Source organism: Leucobacter sp. GX0328 (genome assembly GCF_053567315.1).
In genome coordinates, this window is record NZ_JBSGPC010000005.1 from 46,319 (window position 1) to 65,163 (window position 18,845).

Below are 18,845 nucleotides of genomic sequence, written 5' to 3' on the forward strand. Positions count from 1 at the left end.
GCGAGCGCGCGGACGACCTCCTCGAGGGAGCAGCGGTCGGACGTCGGGTGACCCGACGATTCGCTCCGCTGCTCCTCTTGTGCGCCGCGGCGGTCGTCTACGCCGGCGACCAGCTCTCCAAGAACTGGGTCGTCTCGCACCTCACCGAGGGCGAGACCGTCCCGGTGCTCGGCGACTTCCTGCAGTGGCACTTCGTCAGGAACCCCGGCGCAGCATTCTCGATGGCGAGCGGCTCCACGTGGATCTTCACGATCCTCGCGGCCGCGGTGGTCGTCGTGATCCTCTGGCAGTTCAAGCGCCTCGCATCGTTCGCCTGGGCGCTCTTCCTCGGTCTGCTGCTCGGCGGAGTGCTCGGCAACCTGACCGATCGGCTCATGCGGCCCCCGGGGTTTCCCGAGGGTCACGTCGTCGACTTCATCCTCACCCCGTGGATGTGGCTCGGGTTCAACCCGGCGATCTACAATGTGGCCGACATCGGCATCGTCACGGGGATGGCGGTCTTCATGATCGTGACCCTGCGCGGGATCCCCATCGACGGCAGCCCTCGCAGCTCGAGCGCCGCCGCCGATGACGCCGCCGCCGACGACGCCCCGAACGACGATGAGGATGGCGAGCGCGATGGAGCAGCGTAGCCTCCCGGTGCCCGACGGGCTCGTCGGCGAGCGCGTCGACGCGGCCCTCGCGAAGATGCTCGGCTTCTCGCGCAGCTTCGCCGCCGAGATCGCGCAGGCCGGCGGCGTCGTGCTCGACGGCCGCGAACTCGGCAAGTCCGACCGGCTGACGGCCGACGGCTGGCTCGAGGTCGCGTGGGAAGAGAAGACCGGGCCCGAGATCGTGCCCGTGCACGTGCCGGAGCTCGGCATCATCCACGACGACGACGATATCGTCGTCGTCGACAAGCCCGCGGGCGTCGCAGCGCATCCGTCGCTCGGCTGGCAGGGCCCGACCGTGCTCGGCGCGCTCGCCGGCGCCGGCTTCCGCATCGCGACCTCCGGGCCTCCCGAGCGGCAGGGCGTCGTGCACCGCCTCGACGCCGGCACGAGCGGGCTGATGGTGGTCGCGAAGAGCGAGCGCGCGTACAGCGGGCTCAAGCGCGCCTTCAAGGAGCGCGAGGTCGACAAGATCTACCATGCCGTCGTGCAGGGCCACCCCGACCCCCTTGCAGGCACCATCGAGGGCCCCATCGGCCGGCATCCCGGCCACGAATGGAAATTCGCCGTCACCCGGGACGGCAAGCCCTCCATCACGCACTACGAGACGCTCGAGGCGTTCCCGTTCGCGAGCCTGCTCGAGATCCACCTCGAGACGGGGCGCACCCACCAGATCCGCGTGCACATGTCCGCGCAGCGGCACCCCTGCGTCGGCGACGCCATGTACGGCGCCGACCCGACGCTCTCGGAGCGGTTGCGGTTGACCCGGCAGTGGCTGCACGCGAAACGCCTCGGCTTCCGCCACCCCGGCACCGGCGACGCCGTCGAGTTCGAGAGCGTCTACCCGGCCGACCTGCAGTACGCGCTCGACGAGCTCGCGCGCTGATCGGATCCGGCGATCGCGCTAGCCGGCCGCTCCACCCGGTGTGAGGCAGTCAGGATCGCCGGGAGACGCAGGCGGGTACTCCCGGCGCTGCTCGTCGTTGCCGCTCGCGACATCGTATTCGAGAGCATCCGAGACGCACCGATCGGGCGCCGGTGCGCGGAGGAACGTCGCCGTGCCGTCGCCGTACACCGGGTATCCGGGCTCCTTGACCCAGACCTCCGTACCGCGGACCGCGTCGACGCCGATCACTCGGCTCTCGGGCGTACCGCCGGGAACGAGTTCGCCGTCGAGATGCACGGCCACGACGCCCAGATCGGAGCGGCCGGCGAAGGCCGCCGCGTGCGGCCCGCCCCGGAGTACGCGCGTACGCGAGACCTCGCGGGGCTGCGCTTCGGCGCTGATGCCGAGCACGAAGGTGACGTGCTCGAACTCGGAGTACCCCCGATAGACCATCTCGTGGGAGGTCTGGACGATGCCGACGATGACGGGGCTGTCGCCGTCCGCATCCTGCGTGTAGGAGTAGCTCTCGGCGACGATCTCGTTGTCGTCGCGCGCGGGCAGCGCGATCCCGCCTCCGAGCAGCTCGCTCGCATCGAGCTCGGCGGCAGTGCCGTCGGGGAGGCGGATCGTCCCCGGACCCGTCAGATACGGTTCGGCGGTGTCACCGGCCGGTCGCTCGAAGGGGCCGAACTCCGCCCACTCCGGCGCGCCGGATGCCGCTCCGGCGCTGTCGCCGGCGGGGACGCATCCGACGACGGCGCCGACGATCAGTGCGGCGCACACGCCGACTCCGAGCACGCGGAACGCGGGCGGCGGCGATCCCTTCCCGGGGCTCCCGATCAGATGCACAGCATCGGCCCGAGGTCTTCGGTGCGACCGTCCACGGTGATGGTGGCCTGCCCGCAGACGCGCGCCGTGACGTCGGGCTCGACGATCATCGGCGTGTAGAGCGACTGCAGATTCACGTCGGAGCGCGACTGGCTGCGCCCGCTCTGCGGGTCGTCCATCGGCCAGATGCGCATCGTCATCGAATTGCCCTCGGCCTGGTTGTCGTAGCGCGTGACCCGGCCCCAGACCGCGAGGCAGTTGTTGGAGTACATCATCTGCACGTGCACCTGGTTGTCGAGCTTCGCCTCGCTCGCCGCGATCACGGCATCGTCCTTGCATTCGGTGCGCATGGGGTCGACGCCGTTCGCGGCCGCGAGGTACGGGCCTTCCGCGTTCTCCGGCGTCGGAGCTCCGGGGGCCGCGGGCGACGCCAGCGCACCCCAGACGAGGCTGGTGACGACGGCGGCGACGATCGCGGCGCCCGCTGCGATGCCGATGGTCTGGGGGAGCGAGAACCGGCGCCCCGGCGGCTCCGACGCGCTCTCGGATGCCGTCGCGGGGAGGGTCTTCTTCGGATCGAGCGCATCGCGTCGGGCACGCCAGACCTGCTGATCACCGCCGAGCGCGGCGACGACCTTCAGCACCGTGCGTTCAGTCGGCAGAGCTCGCCCCGAGAACGCGACGGAGAGCACGCTCTTCGAGATGTCGGTCTCGAAACTGAGGGCGGTGAGCGTCGGATCGCCCGCCGCGGAGCGCAGATCGCGCAGTCCTGCGGCGAACGCCGTGATCGAGTCCGCGCCGCCGTCGGAACCGACCGGGCCCGGATGACGGAGGCGCTCGGTGTCGACTCCTGGGATCCGTGGAGCGTCGTGGGTGCTGGAGCTGGACATACTCACCTTCATGCCGTGGAGGTACGGTTGGCCGAACGCCGCTGTTCGGCCTGCGGAAACGATCATCGCAACCTTGGTGATAGCGTATCCACCCCTGTGCGGCCGCAATGCGCGTCGGCCGCCATCTCGCTGGATATGCTCCGGGAAACCGCGGAATCATGCGGATTCGAATTTTCCGAACGGTGTTCGAACGGTCCGAAAACCGAGGACGATTCCGCTGCGCACCGCCCGCGAGCCCGAGTCCCCGGGCAGCCTGGCGTTCGAAGTTCCCGACTTTCCCGATGCGCTCCCGAACGGCCTCGAACCCGCCCGTCGCGTGCTTGACTGAGGCCCGGTCATCGATGCGGAGACCGCCGGATGCGGCGTCGTCGGCGGCCGCGACGAGAGAGGAAGCGCACATGGCGATGTACACCGGGAGTATCGGCCCGTCGGGCGGAATGCAGAGTCGGGTGACCTGCCGGCACTGCGGTGGGGCGTTCTACATCGACCCGCATTTCGCGAGCGCTGCCGGGCGATGGAACTGCCCGCACTGCACGCGCGAGAACTGAGTCGGCCGGAGGACGCCTCGTGGCCTACCCGCCCCTGCCGCCCCCGCCGCCGGCCCCCGAATGGCGAGCGCCGGCGGCCGGCCGCTTCCAAGCGCCGCCGCTGCCCGCCGCGGCTTCCGCGCAAAGCCCGCCGCCGCGCACGCCGTCTCCGGGTGTCGGCCCGAGCGCACCGATCGCGACTCCCGCGGTGCTGGCGCTCGTCTTCGGATTCCTCTTCGCTCCGCTCGGCATCGTCCTCGGCCATATCGGGCTCAGTCGTGTGAAGCGCACCGGGGAGCGCGGACGGGGACTCGCCATCGCCGGTCTCGTGCTCGGATACGTCGGTCTGGTCGGCGGAGTCATCGCGATCGCGGTGACCGCGGTCGGGCTCGCGCAGCTCGGCTCCGCCCCGACGGCGTCGATCCCGTACGAGGCCGACGAGGGCGGCTCGACCGGCATCGGGTCGGCGACGGACGGCGTCGCCGAAGCGCCCTCCGAAGACGAGGGGACGACCGCGAACGAAGCACCGGTGCCCGCGGCCCCCCAGCTGAGCCGGATGGCGCAGGAGTACTGCCCCGCGGGCGACAGCATCGCGTTCGAAGGCGAATCGACGTCGTTCGCGGTCGTCGTCTGCGCGGGGACGTCGGGCTACACCTACGCCGGCGGCAACGCCGAGTTCGGCTACATCGCCGTGCCCGCCGTGCCGCGGAACGGCGGCTGGGTCGCGGCGAACTCCGCCGTCGAGTACAGCGTCAGCGACGCGGTGCTCCGCGCGGTCGATCGGCAGACGGGCGAAGCGATCGTCGCCGAGCCGATGCTGTGGAGCACACGATTCGAATGACGCGCGAAGGACGACAGACGGCGGTACGACTGCCGGGAGAAGAGGCGGGGCCATGACGGAATCGATGATGCTGGTGAAGAAAGGCGTCGTCGAGGGGTCACTCGACAACCTCGCCGACGATCTGTTCACCATGTGCGGGTTGACCTGGGTGTATACGAGCGCGGGGCCGCTGGAGCATACCTATGCGCATCTGGCCGCGAAGACCCGGCTCTTCGCGGAGACGCGGGTGCTCGCGAGCGGCATCGGTCGCTTCGAGGACCTCGCGGGTCTGCTCTGGACCGCGGGCGAGGGCCCGCTGGGCAGCTACGTCGCCGTGCACTGCATGCCCGACGCCGATAGCCACATGCTCATCGACCGGCTGGTGATGCCGACCGATCGGCTGGAGGGCGGGGTGACCCGCGATATGGTGCAGCTCGGGGAGGCGCAGGAGGCGTTCGCGAGGCTGCATTCGGCCGCCCTCACGGTGCCGGTGTGGGAGATCGCACCGTTCAGGAATGCCGCACCGATCGCCTTCCCGGTGGCGCTCCGCGCCGAAATGCTGCAGGCGGGGTGGGAAGCGGTCAGCGATGTGCTGCTCAAATCGATCGTTCCCGGAGTCGCGACGCGCACGCAGGTGCTCTACTTCGGAACCGCGGATGCGGACAGCTGCACGCTCTACTCGCCGATACTGCAGAACGACGGCGAGACCGTGCCCGAGTTCTTGCGCGGCCAGGATACCGGGCGCTACGAGTTCGAAGCCGTCGGCGACAAGGTGTTCCTGCGCCTCACGATTCCGAGATATCCCGTGCCGCCGATCGAGCAGATCCATGCGGAAGGGCTCGTGCTCGCCGAGTATGCGGACCGATGCGAGGCGCTGTTCTCGGAACAGGATCTGCTGTGATGCTGCGCTGGCCCGAGGCGTTCGAGCCGGGGGCGGCGCGCCGCACTACGCCCTCGACGAGCTCGCCCGCTGATCGACATGCCGCCGCAGGTCCAGGCTGAGATTGCCGGCATCGGTCGCGTAGACCCGCGGGGTCGACGCCGCAGCGGTCGTGCCGCCCGCGCCCACGCGGGTGCGCTCGCCGATGAACCCCGCCCGCGTCTCGACCGCGGTCCAGAGGTCGATGCGCTGCCGCCCGAGCGTGCGCAAGAGCCCCTGCGAGAGCGAGAAGCGCACCCGGTACGCCGGGGCGCCGCCGCTCTCGTAGCCGACGACCGTGCCCGGCACCGTGCGCAGTCGCCCGTCGCGGCGGCCGCCGAGCAGCAGCGAGAACCTCGGGGTCGGGCCCGAGAGCGCGGCCGACAGTGCGCGCCCGGCCCGCCGCACGGATCCGTGGCGCGACAGCTGCGGCACGGCGGCCGCGTTCGCCCGGAGCATGCGCAGCCGCGCACGGCTCGGACGGTCGTCGACGAGCGGCGATCCCTGGCCCGGAGCCCGCACCAGCACCTCGAGCTCGATGCCGCGCCCCGCCTCGACCGCGCGAGCGCAGACCGACTCGTGCGCGAGACGTGGCCCCGCCTCGATGAACGCGTTCAACCCTGTGAGATCGCCCGCACGGATGAGCCCGAGGAGGCGCCGCTTGCACGGGTCGGTCGTGTGCGCATCGAGGGCGACCGGCACGAGATCGTCGAGGAACTCGCGATGCAGGTCGATCCAGACCGCACGTCGCTTCGGCGACATGCGCGACCACTTGCGCGGCGCGTAGAAGCGCAGCCCCTTGCGCAGGAAGAACTGATGCACGAGCGCGTCGGCGCGCGCCGGGTCAGCGACTCCGGCTCTCAGGATGCCGGCGATGCGCCTACAGGATTCCACGTAGTTCCGCGGGTCGATCGCGCTCGACGAGATGTTGCCGCCGTCGTCGCGGCGCGCGATGCAGTACAGCGGCTCCCGACCGCAGAACGCGATGCGTCGCGCCAGCACGTAGGCCCTCGCGACGAAGATGCCGTCTTCGAGGCGCACCTTCTCCTCGGGGAAGCGCAGGCCGTCGCGTTCGATGATCTCGCGGCGGAACAGCTTCTGCGGCGAGATCGTCTCCATCGCCCGTTCGAGCCGCATCGTGCCGTGCGGGTGCGTCTTGAAGACCGACTGCACGTCGCGCCCTCCGGTGCCGACGAAGCGGGGCACGACGACATCGATCGGCTCGTCGTCAGTCTCATCGACCATCTCGATCATGCTGCGCAACGCCTGCGAGGGCATCGTGTCGTCCGAGTCCATGAAGAACACGAACTCGCCAGAGGCGCGTTCGAGACCGCGATTGCGCGGCGAACCCGGCCAGCCGCTGTTCGGCTGATGCACGACGGTCAAGCGCGCATCGAGGGCCGCGAAACGGTCGAGCTCCGCGCCCGAGCCGTCGGTGGAGCCGTCGTCCACCGCGATGACCTCGAGTGCCGCGAGATCCTGCGCGAGCACCGACTCGAGCGTGCCCGTGAGGTACGGCATCGAGTTGTAGACGGGGATGATGACACTGACCCGCGGGGTTCTCGGATCGTTCAACTGCGGCCTCCTCACGCGCGGCGCCTGTCTCGGAGCCGCTCTCGTCGCGGAGGGATTCCGCAAGCGACACAGTAGCGCCGTGCGGAGCGGCCCGGCTGGGCGCCGGCATGAGGTTCGCTGTGAGCCCGCCCGGAAACGTCGCTGTGGCGGCCCATCGAACGGAAACCGACGATCTCGGCCCGGCTGCCGGGCTCTCGGGGCAAGGGCTCGGATTCCGGGTTTTCCGGATTGTTCGGAAGCGACCGGAACCCGCTCGTACGGGCGCTTGCGGATGGTTTCCTGAGGTCGAGCCGTCACGATCGGCGCCGCCTTCAGGAGGGAACTCGCATATGGCCGTGTTCACGAGGAACAGCACTAGCACTGCCGGGAGAAGATGCTCGCGTGTTCTCGCCGTCGTCGTTGTGAGCGTCGCATCACTGGGCTTGGCCGCGTGCAGCGGTACTGGCACAGGGCAGAGCTCTGGCAACGGCGCCTCAAGCATCGAACACACCGGGGAACTTGAGTCGGCGAACGGACCAGCCCCTCGCTTCGATGAGGGCGAATTGATCTTCTCGGGATGCGGCGAGATCGAGAGCTTGGTCTCCGAATATCTGGACGGGCTGGTGCTCGAGCCCGAACTGCTCGAATACGGTGACGGGACCGAAGACTGCTTCTGGGGCTGGGAAGCCGCTCACGGCGGCCCGAGCATGCAGATCCAGATCGTTCACGGCGACTCGTACGACGCATCCGAGTACTGCGCCCAATTCGAGGAATCGGGCACCGCGGAGGTGCTCTCTTCCGAAGTGTTCGAATCGCTCGGCGGTTGCGCCACTGCCCCCGACGAGCTTCGTGTGAATGGGAGCGCAGGGAACGCCATGATCCGCGTGTACGCGGATCCGGAGATCGCCGCCGCTCAGAGTGACATGCTTGCGATGGCGGAGGCAGTCATGCAGCGGGCCGCAAACCCATGACCGCCGGACGGAGAGGCCGGCGAAGGAAGCCTGTGGCGGCGATCGGAGCATCGCTGCTCGCGATCGAGGCGCTGCTGCTCACCGCATGCGCCGCACCGTCCGAGCTGGAAGCAGCGGAGCCGCCGGCGAAACCGGCGGAACGCCCGGCGGCCTCCGAAGTCGAAGCCGAGCCGCAGGGCTTCGACGGGCGGCTCGACGAACTCCGAACCCATGAATGGGTCGTCGGCTACCTGCAGCCCGCCGAACTGCGATTCGGCCCGCGCACGGTCGCCTTCGACGAAGATGGCGTGAGCACGACGGTCCTCGGTGCGGAGAGCGAGATGCCCGGGGTAGTGACGCCTCCGAACGACCCGGACCGCGAGATCAACGGACGCTCGATCGGCGTGCAGCAGGATGCATCGTTTGACTCCGCTCTGATCGCCGCTTCGCTCGAGCGCAAGCGCTCATCCGGCCTGCAGGCGGGCGCGTCAGTCTTCGTGGCGCGCAGCTACGACGACTCCGGCACCATGACCCATGAAGTCGAGGTGCCCGGGCCCGAGCGCGGGTACATGGGGTCGACCTCGCTGTTCGGGGGCGTGGCCGTGCTCGACGCGCATGATGAGGATACGGATCAGGATCTGTACCTGGCGATCGACCTCGAAATGGGCGAACTGCTCTGGCAACGCGCCTGCGATGGCCGCTTCTACGCCAACGACTCGGTGATTGGTGCCGACGGCACCTACGTGATCAAATGCGGTCAGAACTATCAAGGCCTCGGCCTGCGCGACGGGGCTGTGAAATGGGAGCGCTCGACCGCCGAGCACAGCGACCGCGACGTCATGCGGCTGCCGAGCACCGGCGACTTCTTCACCTGGTACGGGGAAGACGGCATCTTCGATGCGGCGACCGGCGAGCAGCGGGTGCCGGGGCCTCTGGGCGAGATGGTGTTCGACCCCGTCACCGGTCTGCTCTCGGCCATCGTCGGCACGAGGACGGAGAACGGCATGTCGACCCCTGGCGGGCTGCACGTCATCGACCTCGACACCGGCGAAATCGTGTTCGAGGTGCCGGCGGCGGAGCTCGAGAGGCTCGGCGAGGTCGAGCTGCTCGGGACGTTCGACCAGCGCCTGTGGTTCTGGGGCGGCGACGGCCTCGACATCGTCGACATCCGCACCGGAGCCCAGGATCCGCTCGCGCCCGCGCGCACCGACGAGCCCGGTGGCGCCCGCAACATTCCGCTCGCCGCGGGAGAGACCTGGGTGCTCATAGGCGATGTCGACCCGTACAGCGGTCTCAGCGTCACCGGTATCTACCGAGACCCCGCGGGCGGTATCGAACTCGCGGACATCCCGCAGACCACCAGATGATCCCTGACGGCTGCATGAATACCCGTACACACGAACAGGAAGGCCGAACACTATGGCTCGGACATCGAAGCTCGTCGGCGCCGCAGCGCTCGCCGCGCTGCTCGCGACCACCGGATGCTCGGGCGGCGTGCCCGGTCTCTCGTTGGGAGGCATCAGCGACGACGACGTGCTGAGCAGGGTCGAGAGCCAGGAGTTCCCCCTCTGCGCGTGGATCTTCGCCAGCGCGAATGCGAGCGAAGAACCGCTGCGGCTCATGGCGGAGCAGTTGTACGCGCTGGACGATCCGATTCTCACGGACCAGATCGTGATCGACCCGTACGGCTCCGAGCAGTACTCGGTGGAGGGGAGCCGGACGACGCTCGAATGCGGCGGCACCGGCTACGCGACCGACCTCAGATACGGCGACATCATCGACGCCGATATCGATGTCGAGCTCGTGGTCAGTTCAGAGGACCTGGAGCGCCGGAGCAGCGAGGCCGAGGACTACCGCGGAGCCGAGCTCCGCACGGACTTCAACGAGGTCATCGTGACGCTCTCCGATCGGACCGTGCTGTCGATCACCGGTCCCTTCGACAGCCTCGAGGCCACGACCGATCCGCTCGCGCGGCTGATGGTCGACAGCTGGGAAGACGGCACGCTGAAGAAGCTCATGGCGGACCCGCCGGTCGAGATGCAGGGGGATTGAGCAGGATGAGAAAAGCTCTCATAGGGATCGCCGTGGCCGCCGCAATGCTGCTGAGCGGATGCGCCGGCGGCGGGTCGGACGGGCCGACGCGCGCGAGTGGCGGCGTGGAAGCCGATTGGAGCAAGCCGCTGACCGTGTGCAGGGGAGTCGACGCGGAGCTGCTCGACACGCTCGTGCGACCCTACTCGGAGGGACTCGAGTGGCAGATCGACGTCTCGTCGGGCGACACGTACGGCGACGCGCTCTCGTCGGTCGGGTGCACGTTCTCGTACGGGTCGTCGCATCGCGTCGAAGTCTCGATCGCTGAGAGGAGCAGCTCGCAGGATGCCGCCGCGGTGATGTCGGCGATGCAGGACGACGAGTGCCAGTCGATCGGCGACGTCGTATTCGTGACATGCGCCGAACCGGGGGAGGCCACCCAGGACTCCCTCGAGTCGCTGAGCCGGCTGGGGCCGGTGCTCGTGACCGTGCAGGCGTACTTCTGGCAGGAGGCGATCGCCGACCGGGACGAGTACGAAGCGAAGATGGCGGAGCTGCACGAAGACGCGACCCGCCTCGCGATCTCCTTCGGGATCGCCGCGGAGGACGATCCGAGGGGCGCGGAACCGGCCGGGTAGGGCATCGCCGGGCGCGACGCCCGAGCCGGAGCGACGCGGCGGCATCTCCCGGTCGGGCGCGGTACCCTGGAGGGCGTCGATGGAGGGATGGTTCGGGTGTCCGAAAAAGACGGGTTCGTGCATCTGCACGTGCACAGCGAGTACTCGATGCTCGACGGCGCGGCTCGCGTCGGCCAGCTCATGGACGCGGTCGCCGGCCAGGGTATGAACGCGATCGCGGTGACCGATCACGGCAACACTTTCGGCGCCTTCGATTTCTGGAAGCAGGGCAGGGATCGCGGCCTGAACCCGATCATCGGTATCGAGGCCTACCTCACGCCCGGCACGCATCGCAGCGACAAGACGCGCGTGCGCTGGGGCGACGGCGGCGGCGATGACGTGTCGGGCGCCGGCGCGTACACGCACATGACGATGCTCTCGGAATCGACCGAGGGCATGCACAACCTCTTCCGCCTCTCGAGCTACGCCTCGATGGAGGGCTACTACTTCAAGCCGCGCATGGACCGCGAGCTGCTGCAGACCTATTCGAAGGGCCTCATCGCCACGACGGGCTGCCCGTCGGGCGAGATCCATACCCGCCTGCGGCTCGGGCAGTACAACGAGGCGCGCCAGGCGGCGGCCGAGTTCCAGGATCTGTTCGGCAAGGAGAACTTCTTCTGCGAACTGATGGACCACGGCCTCGAGATCGAGCGCCGCGTGAAGACCGACCTCTTGAAGATCGCGAAGGATCTCGGCATTCCGCTCGTCGCGACGAACGACCTCCACTACGTGCACGAGCAGGACGCGGAGGCGCATTCGGCGCTCCTGTGCGTGCAGTCGGGATCGCGGCTCGACGACCCGAACCGCTTCCAGTTCAGCGGCTCCGGCTACTATCTGAAGTCCGCCGCCGAGATGCGGCACATCTTCCGCGACCTCCCCGAGGCCTGCGACAACACGCTCGCGATCGCCGAGCGGTGCTCCGTCGAGTTCAACACCTCCGCCAACTACATGCCCCGCTTCCCGGTGCCTGAGGGGGAGAGCGAAGACAGCTGGTTCGTGAAGGAGGTCGAGAAGGGGCTGCACTACCGCTACCCGAACGGCATCCCCGACGCGGTGCGCAAGCAGGCCGAGTACGAGATCGGCATCATCATCCAGATGGGCTTCCCCGGCTACTTCCTCGTCGTGGCCGACTTCATCAACTGGTCGAAGGACAACGGCATCCGCGTCGGCCCCGGCCGCGGCTCGGGCGCGGGGTCGATGGTCGCCTACGCCATGCGCATCACCGACCTCGACCCGTTGCAGCACGGCCTCATCTTCGAGCGCTTCCTGAACCCCGACCGCGTCTCCATGCCCGACTTCGATGTCGACTTCGATGATCGCCGCCGCTCCGAGGTGATCCATTACGTCACCGAGAAGTACGGCGACGCGCGCGTCGCGCAGATCGTCACCTACGGCACGATCAAGTCGAAGCAGGCGTTGAAGGACGCCTCGCGCGTGCTCGGCTTCCCGTTCGGCATGGGCGAGAAGCTGACGAAGGCGATGCCGCCCGCGGTGATGGCGAAGGACATCCCGCTCTCGGGCATCACCGACCCGAAGCACCCGCGCTACAAGGAGGCCTCCGAGTTCCGCGCCGTGCTCGAGGTCGACTCGGAGGCGAAGCAGGTGTACGAGACTGCGCTCGGCCTCGAGGGCCTGAAGCGCCAGTGGGGCGTGCACGCCGCCGGCGTCATCATGTCGAGCGACCCGCTGATCGACATCATCCCGCTGCAGAAGCGGGAGCAGGACGGGCAGATCGTCACGCAGTTCGACTACCCGACCTGCGAGGGCCTCGGCCTCATCAAGATGGACTTCCTCGGGCTGCGCAACCTCACGATCATCTCGGACGCGCTCGAGAACATCGAGCTGAACCGCGGCGAGACGCTCGATCTCGAGCATCTCGCCCTCGACGACCCTGCCTCGTACGAGCTGCTCGCCCGCGGCGATACGCTCGGCGTCTTCCAGCTCGACGGCGGGCCGATGCGCGGCCTGCTCAGGCTGATGAAGCCCGACAACTTCGAGGACATCTCGGCCGTTCTCGCGCTCTACCGCCCCGGCCCCATGGGCGCCGACTCCCACACGAACTACGCGCTGCGCAAGAACGGGCTGCAGGAGATCACGCCGATCCACCCGGAGCTCGAGGAACCGCTGAAGGAGATCCTCAACACCACCTACGGCCTCATCATCTATCAGGAGCAGGTGATGTCGATCGCGCAGAAGGTGGCGGGCTTCTCGCTCGGCCAGGCCGATATTCTGCGCCGCGCCATGGGCAAGAAGAAGAAGTCCGAGCTCGACAAGCAGTACGAGGGATTCTCGGGCGGCATGAAGGAGCGCGGCTACTCGGAGGCCGCGATCAAGGCGCTGTGGGACATCCTGCTGCCGTTCTCGGACTACGCGTTCAATAAAGCGCACTCTGCGGCGTACGGCGTCGTGAGCTACTGGACCGCCTACTTGAAGGAGCACTACCCGGCCGAGTACATGGCCGCCCTGCTCACGAGCGTCGGCGATTCGAAGGACAAGCTCGCGCTGTACCTCAACGAGTGCCGCCGTATGGGCATCAAGGTGCTGCCGCCCGCCGTGAACGAATCGTTCGTGAACTTCTCGGCGGTCGGCAGCGATATCCGCTTCGGTCTCGGCGCGGTGCGCAACGTCGGCGCGCACGTCGTCGAGGCGATCCGCGAGGCGCGCGAGGGCCAGGGCCGATTCGAGTCCTTCCACGATTTCCTCAAGAAGGTGCCGCTCACGGCGCTGAACAAGCGCACCGTGGAGTCGCTCATCAAGGCGGGCGCATTCGACGGCCTCGGCGGCACGCGCCGGGCGCTCGTCGAGATCCACGAGCAGTCGATCGAAAGCGTCGTGAAGGAGAAGCGGGCCGAGGAGAAGGGCGACGTCGGGTTCGATTTCGACAGCCTCTTCGCCGAGGCGGCCGAGGCATCGGGCGAATCCGCCGAGGCGGTGTCGCAGGTACCGGACCGGCCGGAGTGGACGAAGAAGGACAAGCTGGCGTTCGAACGCGAGATGCTCGGCCTCTACGTGTCGGACCACCCGCTGCGCGGACTCGAGAGCGTGCTCGCGAAGGAGGCGTCGGTATCGGTCGAACAGGCGACGAACACGGAGGCCAGCCCGAACCTCGACGGCGAGATCGTCACCCTCGCGGGTCTGCTCACCAGCGTGCAGCACCGTACCGCGAAATCGGGCAACCTCTACGGCATGGTGACCCTCGAAGACTTCACCGGCGAGGTGCAGGCGCTCTTCATGGGCAAGTCGTACCAGGAGTTCGGCAGCCTGCTCCAGTCCGACGCGATCGTGGCGCTGCGCGGCAAGATGAATGCGCGCGACGATGGCATGTCGATGCATGCGTACGGCGTGCGCCCCATCGACGTGGGGGCGCAGGACGACATCGCGACGCTCGAGCTCACGATCTCGGAATCGCGGGCCACCGAACCCCTGATGGAGGAGCTGCGCTCCACGTTGAAGCGCCATCCGGGGGAGAGCGAGGTGCACCTGAGCCTCATCACGCCGCACGCCGTGCGCATATTCGAGCTGCGCGAGCAGGTGCGCATCTCGGCAGACCTGTTCGGCGAGCTGAAGGGCATGCTCGGGCCGCGCTGCCTGCTGTCCGTCGAAGAAGTGCTCGCCTGAGCGCTTGTCGAATGCCGGGGCCGGGAGGCCGGAGTAGGCTGGGGGCGTGAGCGAGATGCAGCAGCGGATCATCGAAGAACTCGGTTCGAAGCCCGAGATCGACGTGTCGGAGGAGATCGAGCGCCGCGTCGCCTTCCTCGCCGACTACGCCCGATCGATCCCCGGGGTGCGCGGCTACGTGCTCGGCATCTCGGGCGGCCAGGATTCGTCGCTCGCCGGGCGCCTCGCACAGCTCGCGGTCGAGCGCCTGCGCGCCGAAGGCCGGGAGGCGGAGTTCGTCGCGGTGCGGCTGCCCTACGGCACGCAGCGCGACGAGGACGACGCGCAGCTCGCGCTCTCGTTCATCGGCGCCGACCGCGTGGTCGCCGTCGATATCGCTCCCGGCGTCGATGCGCTCGCGGAGCAGGTCTCTGCGGCGATGGGGGAGCCCGTCACCGATTTCAACAAGGGCAATGTGAAGGCGCGCGTGAGAATGGTCGCGCAGTACGCGATCGCGGGCGACCGTGCGCTGCTCGTGCTCGGCACCGATCATGCCGCCGAGGCCATCACCGGCTTCTTCACGAAGTTCGGCGACGGCGCCGCCGACGTCGTGCCGCTCGCGGGGCTCAACAAGTCGCAGGGCGCCGCGCTCCTGCGCGGGCTCGGCGCCCCCGACCGGCTCTGGGAGAAGGTGCCGACGGCGGATCTGCTCGACGGCGAGCCCGGCCAGAGCGATGAGGCGAGTCTCGGGGTGAGCTATCCCGAGATCGATGCGTATCTCAGCGGGGAAGAGGTCTCGGAGGCGGCCTCCGCCAACCTCGAGCGCCGCTTCCGCATGAGCGCGCACAAGCGGCGCCAGCCGGTCGGGCCCGACGACGATTTCTGGCGCGACGCGAACACTCACGGACAGGGGGAGCGCTCATGACGACTTTCGTGCTCGCCGGGGGCTGCTTCTGGTGCCTCGACGCCGCGTACCGGCCGCTCGACGGAGTGACGGAGGTGCTCTCCGCGTATACGGGCGGCAGTGTGCCGCACCCGAGCTACGAGGCGGTGTGCACCGGCGCGACCGGCCACGCCGAGGCCGTAGCGGTCACCTTCGACGAGGCCGTGATCCCTGCGGAGGTCATTCTCGATGCCTTCTTCACCATGCACGACCCGACCCAGCTGAACCGCCAGGGGGGCGACGTGGGTACGCAGTACCGCTCCGCGATGTTCCCGGCCGATGCCGCGCAGCGCGCGCAGTTCGAGGCCGCCATCGAGCGCGCTTCGGAGTGGTTCAGCGCGCCGCTCGTGACGACCATCGAACCGCTCGGCGAGCTGTACCCGGCCGAGGAGTACCATCAGGATTTCTTCGCGAAGAACCCGACGCAGGGCTACTGCCTCGCCGTCGCCGTGCCGAAGGCCAACAAGGTGCGGGCGCGCTTCGCGGAATACCTGAAATAGAGGCCGCCCGCGCAGCCGCTACTCATGCGGCCTCGGCCCGTGCGGTCTGCGCGAATCCGCCGATGCCCGCGTTCGGGTCTGCGAAGCCGTTCTGCTCGGTGCCGGAGCCGTGATCGCCGTCGGCGTCGCCCGCGCCACCGTTCGACCCGGCACCATCGCCCGCCGCGGGCGCGGGGTCGGCCAAGTGCTCGCGCCGCTCGGCGCCTTCGCCCGCCGGCGCGGGGGCTGCGCCGGCGTCGGTCGTCCTCGTGAACCGCGACGTCCCCCAGCGCAGGTCGTGGCCGAGCGCGTCCGCGTCGATCTCGACGGAGGTGCCCGATCTCTCGTTCTTCTCCCAGTTGCGCACGCGCAGCCGGCCCGAGAGCACAACGCGATCGCCCTTCGCGAACGAGTGCATCGCGTGCTCGCCGAGGCTGCGGAAGGCGAGCACGGTGAACCAGTTGGTCGGCCCGTCCGTCCACTCGTTCTTCTCGCGGTCGTAGCGGCGTTCGTTGCTCGCGAGCCGGAAACTGCAGAACTTCGCGGCAGTGCTGGTGGTGATGCGCTTCGGGTCGGTGGCGATGGTGCCGACGACGGTGATCTGGTTCGACATGATGGGCTCCTCGGTCGGTTGCTCTCGGGTCTCGTGATTCTGGGTTCGGGCGAGGGGCGCGGCGCGCCGTGCCGGGTTCGCCGCGCTCCTCGTCACCAGCTTCGGCCGCGCGGGCGCCATCCGCCACGGCAGAACCGCGATTGTGGAGATCTCGCCGCGAGAGTCCGGCAATCGGCAATTGTGGAGGAAGGTGCGATGGCCGCCCGGTAACATAGCGTTCGTGCTCACGACCCCCCGCCTCCGCGCCCGTCTGGTCGGCCCCCTCGTCGCGCTCAGCGCGGTGGCCGGGCTGCTCTCGGGCTGCGCGCTGCTCGAAGGGCCGACGCCCGAGACGCCGAAGCGCGAGGCCCCCGCGGCACCGGCCGAGGCGCCGCAGTTCTTCCCCGAGGGCACGGCGCAGGACAACCTGCCGTACTTCACGGAGGTGCTGCGCGGATACGGCGCCGGAGCCGAGCCGGTGATGGGGGAGCCCATCGTGAACGCCGTGACCGCCGCCGGCTTCGACCGCGCCGCGATGCAGGTCACCTACGACCGGACGAAGACGAATCTCGAGGCCGACAGCATCTACGTCTCGGTGCGCATCGGCGCCGAGTGCCTCATCGGCCAGGTGGTCGCCGGCGACCGCAGCACCGTCGCGGTCGTGGAGCCCGCGGTCGGCCCGAACGCCGACATATGTCTGATCGGGAATACGCGACCCATCGACTGGTGATGCCGCTCGCGCCGCACCGCATCGAGCGGCCAGCGGAACATTGGTAGGCTTGGGAACCATGGCTGAGTACATTTACCAGATGGTCCGCGCCCGCAAGGCGGTCGGCGAAAAACTCATTCTCGACGACGTGACCATGGCGTTCCTGCCCGGCGCGAAGATCGGCATGGTCGGCCCGAACGGCGCCGGCAAGTCGACGATCCTGAAGATCATGGCGGGCCTCGACACGCCTTCGAACGGCGAGGCCGCGCTCGCGCCCGGCTACACCGTCGGCATCCTGATGCAGGAGCCCGAGCTCGACGAGTCGAAGACGGTGCTCGAGAACATCCAGGACGGCGTTGCGATCAAGGGCAAGCTCGACCGCTTCAACGAGATCTCGGCGCTGATGGCCGAGCCCGACGCCGACTTCGACGCGCTGCTCGCCGAGATGGGCACGCTGCAGGAAGAGATCGACGCGGCAGACGGCTGGGACCTCGACAACCAGCTCGAGCAGGCCATGGACGCGCTGCGCACCCCGCCCGGGGACGCCGAGATCCAGCACCTCTCGGGCGGCGAGAAGCGCCGCGTCGCGCTCGCGAAGCTGCTGCTCCAGAAGCCCGACCTGCTGCTGCTCGACGAGCCCACGAACCACCTGGACGCCGAGAGCGTGCTCTGGCTTGAGCAGCACCTCCAGAAGTACCCCGGCGCCGTCATCGCGATCACGCACGACCGGTACTTCCTCGATAACGTCGCCGAATGGATCGCCGAGGTCGACCGCGGCCGCCTCATCGGCTACGAGGGCAACTACTCGACTTACCTCGAGCAGAAGGCCGCGCGCCTCGAGGTGCAGGGCAAGAAGGACCAGAAGCTGCAGAAGCGCCTCAAGGAGGAGCTCGAGTGGGTCCGCTCCAGCGCGAAGGGCCGCCAGACGAAGTCGAAGGCGCGTCTCGCCCGCTACGAGGAGATGGCGGCGGAGGCCGAGCGCACTCGGAAGCTCGACTTCGAGGAGATCCAGATCCCCGCGGGCCCGCGCCTCGGCAACGTGGTCATCGAGGCGAAGGATCTCGTCAAGGGCTTCGACGGTCGCACGCTCATCGACGGGCTGTCGTTCTCGCTGCCGCCGAACGGCATCGTCGGCGTCATCGGCCCGAACGGCGTCGGCAAGACCACGCTCTTCAAGACGATCGTGGGTCTCGAGCCGCTCGACGGCGGCGATCTGAAGGTCGGCGAGACCGTGAAGATCAGCTACGTCGACCAGAACCGCGCCAACATCGACCCCGACAAGAACCTCTGGGAGGTCGTGTCGGAGGGGCTCGACATCATCATGGTCGGCAAGACCGAGATCCCGTCGCGCGCCTACGTGTCGAAGTTCGGGTTCAAGGGGCCCGACCAGCAGAAGAAGGCCGGCGTGCTCTCGGGCGGTGAGCGCAACCGTCTGAACCTCGCGCTCACGCTGAAGCAGGGCGGCAACCTGCTGCTGCTCGATGAGCCCACGAACGACCTCGACGTCGAGACCCTGCAGTCGCTCGAGAACGCGCTGCTCGAGTTCCCCGGCTGCGCCGTCGTCATCACGCACGACCGCTGGTTCCTCGACCGCATCGCCACCCACATCCTCGCCTACGAGGGCACCGACGAGAACCCGTCGAACTGGTACTGGTTCGAGGGCAACTTCGAGGCGTACGAGGCGAACAAGGTCGAGCGCCTGGGCGCCGAGGCCGCGAAGCCCTCGCGCGTGACCTACCGCAAGCTGACGAGGGACTGATCGCAGGGGCGAAGCCGCGGCTTCGCCCGATCGC

The 18,845-nt window shown here is 68.6% G+C and carries 17 protein-coding genes; 13 read left to right on the forward strand and 4 right to left on the reverse strand.

The window, feature by feature from the left end; all coding sequences use genetic code 11:
- The first annotated feature begins 47 nt into the window (after positions 1-47).
- Positions 48-632: a signal peptidase II gene (gene lspA / locus ACUYTF_RS13120; protein WP_449279923.1), complete on the forward strand. Its 585-nt coding sequence runs from the start codon at positions 48-50 to the stop codon at positions 630-632.
- On the forward strand, positions 619-1,536 hold the full coding sequence (locus ACUYTF_RS13125; RefSeq protein ID WP_449279924.1) for an RluA family pseudouridine synthase: 918 nt from the start codon (positions 619-621) through the stop codon (positions 1,534-1,536). Before lspA ends, ACUYTF_RS13125 begins: the two co-directional genes overlap by 14 nt.
- Positions 1,537-1,554: 18 nt before the next feature.
- On the opposite strand, the gene ACUYTF_RS13130 is transcribed toward ACUYTF_RS13125, so the two are convergent.
- Both ACUYTF_RS13130 and ACUYTF_RS13135 read right to left on the reverse strand, forming a co-directional pair.
- Positions 1,555-2,385, reverse strand: a complete 831-nt coding sequence (locus ACUYTF_RS13130; protein ID WP_449279925.1) for a hypothetical protein — start codon at positions 2,383-2,385, stop codon at positions 1,555-1,557.
- Positions 2,376-3,254, reverse strand: coding sequence for a DUF2690 domain-containing protein (locus ACUYTF_RS13135; RefSeq protein ID WP_449279926.1), 879 nt, complete (start codon positions 3,252-3,254; stop codon positions 2,376-2,378). Before ACUYTF_RS13135 ends, ACUYTF_RS13130 begins: the two co-directional genes overlap by 10 nt.
- Before the next feature lie 567 nt (positions 3,255-3,821).
- Here ACUYTF_RS13135 and ACUYTF_RS13140 point away from each other — a divergent pair.
- Entirely contained in the window at positions 3,822-4,622 is an 801-nt protein-coding gene (locus ACUYTF_RS13140) for a DUF4190 domain-containing protein (RefSeq protein ID WP_449279927.1), read from the forward strand.
- Positions 4,623-4,674: 52 nt separating this feature from the next.
- Positions 4,675-5,502 (forward strand): hypothetical protein, encoded by an 828-nt coding sequence (locus ACUYTF_RS13145; protein ID WP_449279928.1) that lies wholly within the window; start codon positions 4,675-4,677, stop codon positions 5,500-5,502.
- Positions 5,503-5,547: 45 nt separating this feature from the next.
- Here ACUYTF_RS13145 and ACUYTF_RS13150 read toward each other — a convergent pair whose 3' ends face one another.
- Positions 5,548-7,095 carry a glycosyltransferase family 2 protein gene (locus tag ACUYTF_RS13150; protein WP_449279929.1) on the reverse strand — a complete coding sequence of 516 codons (1,548 nt, stop codon included), beginning with the start codon at positions 7,093-7,095 and terminating at the stop codon, positions 5,548-5,550.
- A gap of 542 nt (positions 7,096-7,637) precedes the next feature.
- Here ACUYTF_RS13150 and ACUYTF_RS13155 point away from each other — a divergent pair.
- The 7 genes from ACUYTF_RS13155 to msrA all read left to right on the forward strand — a co-directional run bounded on the left by ACUYTF_RS13155 (position 7,638) and on the right by msrA (position 15,772).
- The gene (locus tag ACUYTF_RS13155; RefSeq protein WP_449279930.1) at positions 7,638-8,045 is read left to right on the forward strand and encodes a hypothetical protein; all 408 of its coding nucleotides are present in this window, start codon (positions 7,638-7,640) and stop codon (positions 8,043-8,045) included.
- 32 nt (positions 8,046-8,077) lie between these two features.
- Positions 8,078-9,391 carry a hypothetical protein gene (locus ACUYTF_RS13160; protein ID WP_449279931.1) on the forward strand — a complete coding sequence of 438 codons (1,314 nt, stop codon included), beginning with the start codon at positions 8,078-8,080 and terminating at the stop codon, positions 9,389-9,391.
- A gap of 52 nt (positions 9,392-9,443) precedes the next feature.
- A complete protein-coding gene (locus tag ACUYTF_RS13165) occupies positions 9,444-10,076 on the forward strand; it encodes a hypothetical protein (RefSeq protein WP_449279932.1) in 633 nt (210 codons plus the stop codon).
- A gap of 5 nt (positions 10,077-10,081) precedes the next feature.
- On the forward strand, positions 10,082-10,693 hold the full coding sequence (locus tag ACUYTF_RS13170; RefSeq protein WP_449279933.1) for a hypothetical protein: 612 nt from the start codon (positions 10,082-10,084) through the stop codon (positions 10,691-10,693).
- An 87-nt stretch (positions 10,694-10,780) separates the two neighbouring features.
- A complete protein-coding gene (gene dnaE, locus ACUYTF_RS13175; protein ID WP_449279934.1) occupies positions 10,781-14,350 on the forward strand; it encodes a DNA polymerase III subunit alpha in 3,570 nt (1,189 codons plus the stop codon).
- Between the two features lie 46 nt (positions 14,351-14,396).
- Positions 14,397-15,254 carry an ammonia-dependent NAD(+) synthetase gene (gene nadE / locus ACUYTF_RS13180; protein ID WP_449279935.1) on the forward strand — a complete coding sequence of 286 codons (858 nt, stop codon included), beginning with the start codon at positions 14,397-14,399 and terminating at the stop codon, positions 15,252-15,254.
- Positions 15,251-15,772 carry a peptide-methionine (S)-S-oxide reductase MsrA gene (gene msrA, locus ACUYTF_RS13185; protein WP_449279936.1) on the forward strand — a complete coding sequence of 174 codons (522 nt, stop codon included), beginning with the start codon at positions 15,251-15,253 and terminating at the stop codon, positions 15,770-15,772. The genes nadE and msrA overlap by 4 nt, the downstream gene beginning before the upstream one ends.
- A 22-nt stretch (positions 15,773-15,794) precedes the next feature.
- Here the strand turns inward: msrA and ssb are convergent, their stop codons facing one another.
- Entirely contained in the window at positions 15,795-16,364 is a 570-nt protein-coding gene (gene ssb / locus ACUYTF_RS13190) for a single-stranded DNA-binding protein (protein WP_449279937.1), read from the reverse strand.
- 220 nt (positions 16,365-16,584) lie between these two features.
- Between ssb and ACUYTF_RS13195 the strand changes: the two genes are divergently transcribed.
- Together ACUYTF_RS13195 and ettA are read left to right on the forward strand one after the other, a co-directional pair.
- Entirely contained in the window at positions 16,585-17,073 is a 489-nt protein-coding gene (locus tag ACUYTF_RS13195; protein WP_449279938.1) for a DUF6993 domain-containing protein, read from the forward strand.
- 58 nt (positions 17,074-17,131) lie between these two features.
- The gene (gene ettA, locus ACUYTF_RS13200; RefSeq protein WP_449279939.1) at positions 17,132-18,811 is read left to right on the forward strand and encodes an energy-dependent translational throttle protein EttA; all 1,680 of its coding nucleotides are present in this window, start codon (positions 17,132-17,134) and stop codon (positions 18,809-18,811) included.
- Positions 18,812-18,845 lie beyond the last annotated feature (34 nt).

What these genes read in the sequence shown, in the direction of transcription:
- ACUYTF_RS13125 (WP_449279924.1), top strand. Translation starts at nt 619, where the DNA reads ATGGAGCAGCGTAGCCTCCCGGTGCCCGACGGGCTCGTCGGCGAGCGC.
- ACUYTF_RS13135 (WP_449279926.1), bottom strand. Translation starts at nt 3,254, where the DNA reads ATGTCCAGCTCCAGCACCCACGACGCTCCACGGATCCCAGGAGTCGAC.
- ACUYTF_RS13145 (WP_449279928.1), top strand. Translation starts at nt 4,675, where the DNA reads ATGACGGAATCGATGATGCTGGTGAAGAAAGGCGTCGTCGAGGGGTCA.
- ACUYTF_RS13165 (WP_449279932.1), top strand. Translation starts at nt 9,444, where the DNA reads ATGGCTCGGACATCGAAGCTCGTCGGCGCCGCAGCGCTCGCCGCGCTG.
- ACUYTF_RS13170 (WP_449279933.1), top strand. Translation starts at nt 10,082, where the DNA reads ATGAGAAAAGCTCTCATAGGGATCGCCGTGGCCGCCGCAATGCTGCTG.
- dnaE (WP_449279934.1), top strand. Translation starts at nt 10,781, where the DNA reads ATGGTTCGGGTGTCCGAAAAAGACGGGTTCGTGCATCTGCACGTGCAC.
- msrA (WP_449279936.1), top strand. Translation starts at nt 15,251, where the DNA reads ATGACGACTTTCGTGCTCGCCGGGGGCTGCTTCTGGTGCCTCGACGCC.
- ssb (WP_449279937.1), bottom strand. Translation starts at nt 16,364, where the DNA reads ATGTCGAACCAGATCACCGTCGTCGGCACCATCGCCACCGACCCGAAG.
- ettA (WP_449279939.1), top strand. Translation starts at nt 17,132, where the DNA reads ATGGCTGAGTACATTTACCAGATGGTCCGCGCCCGCAAGGCGGTCGGC.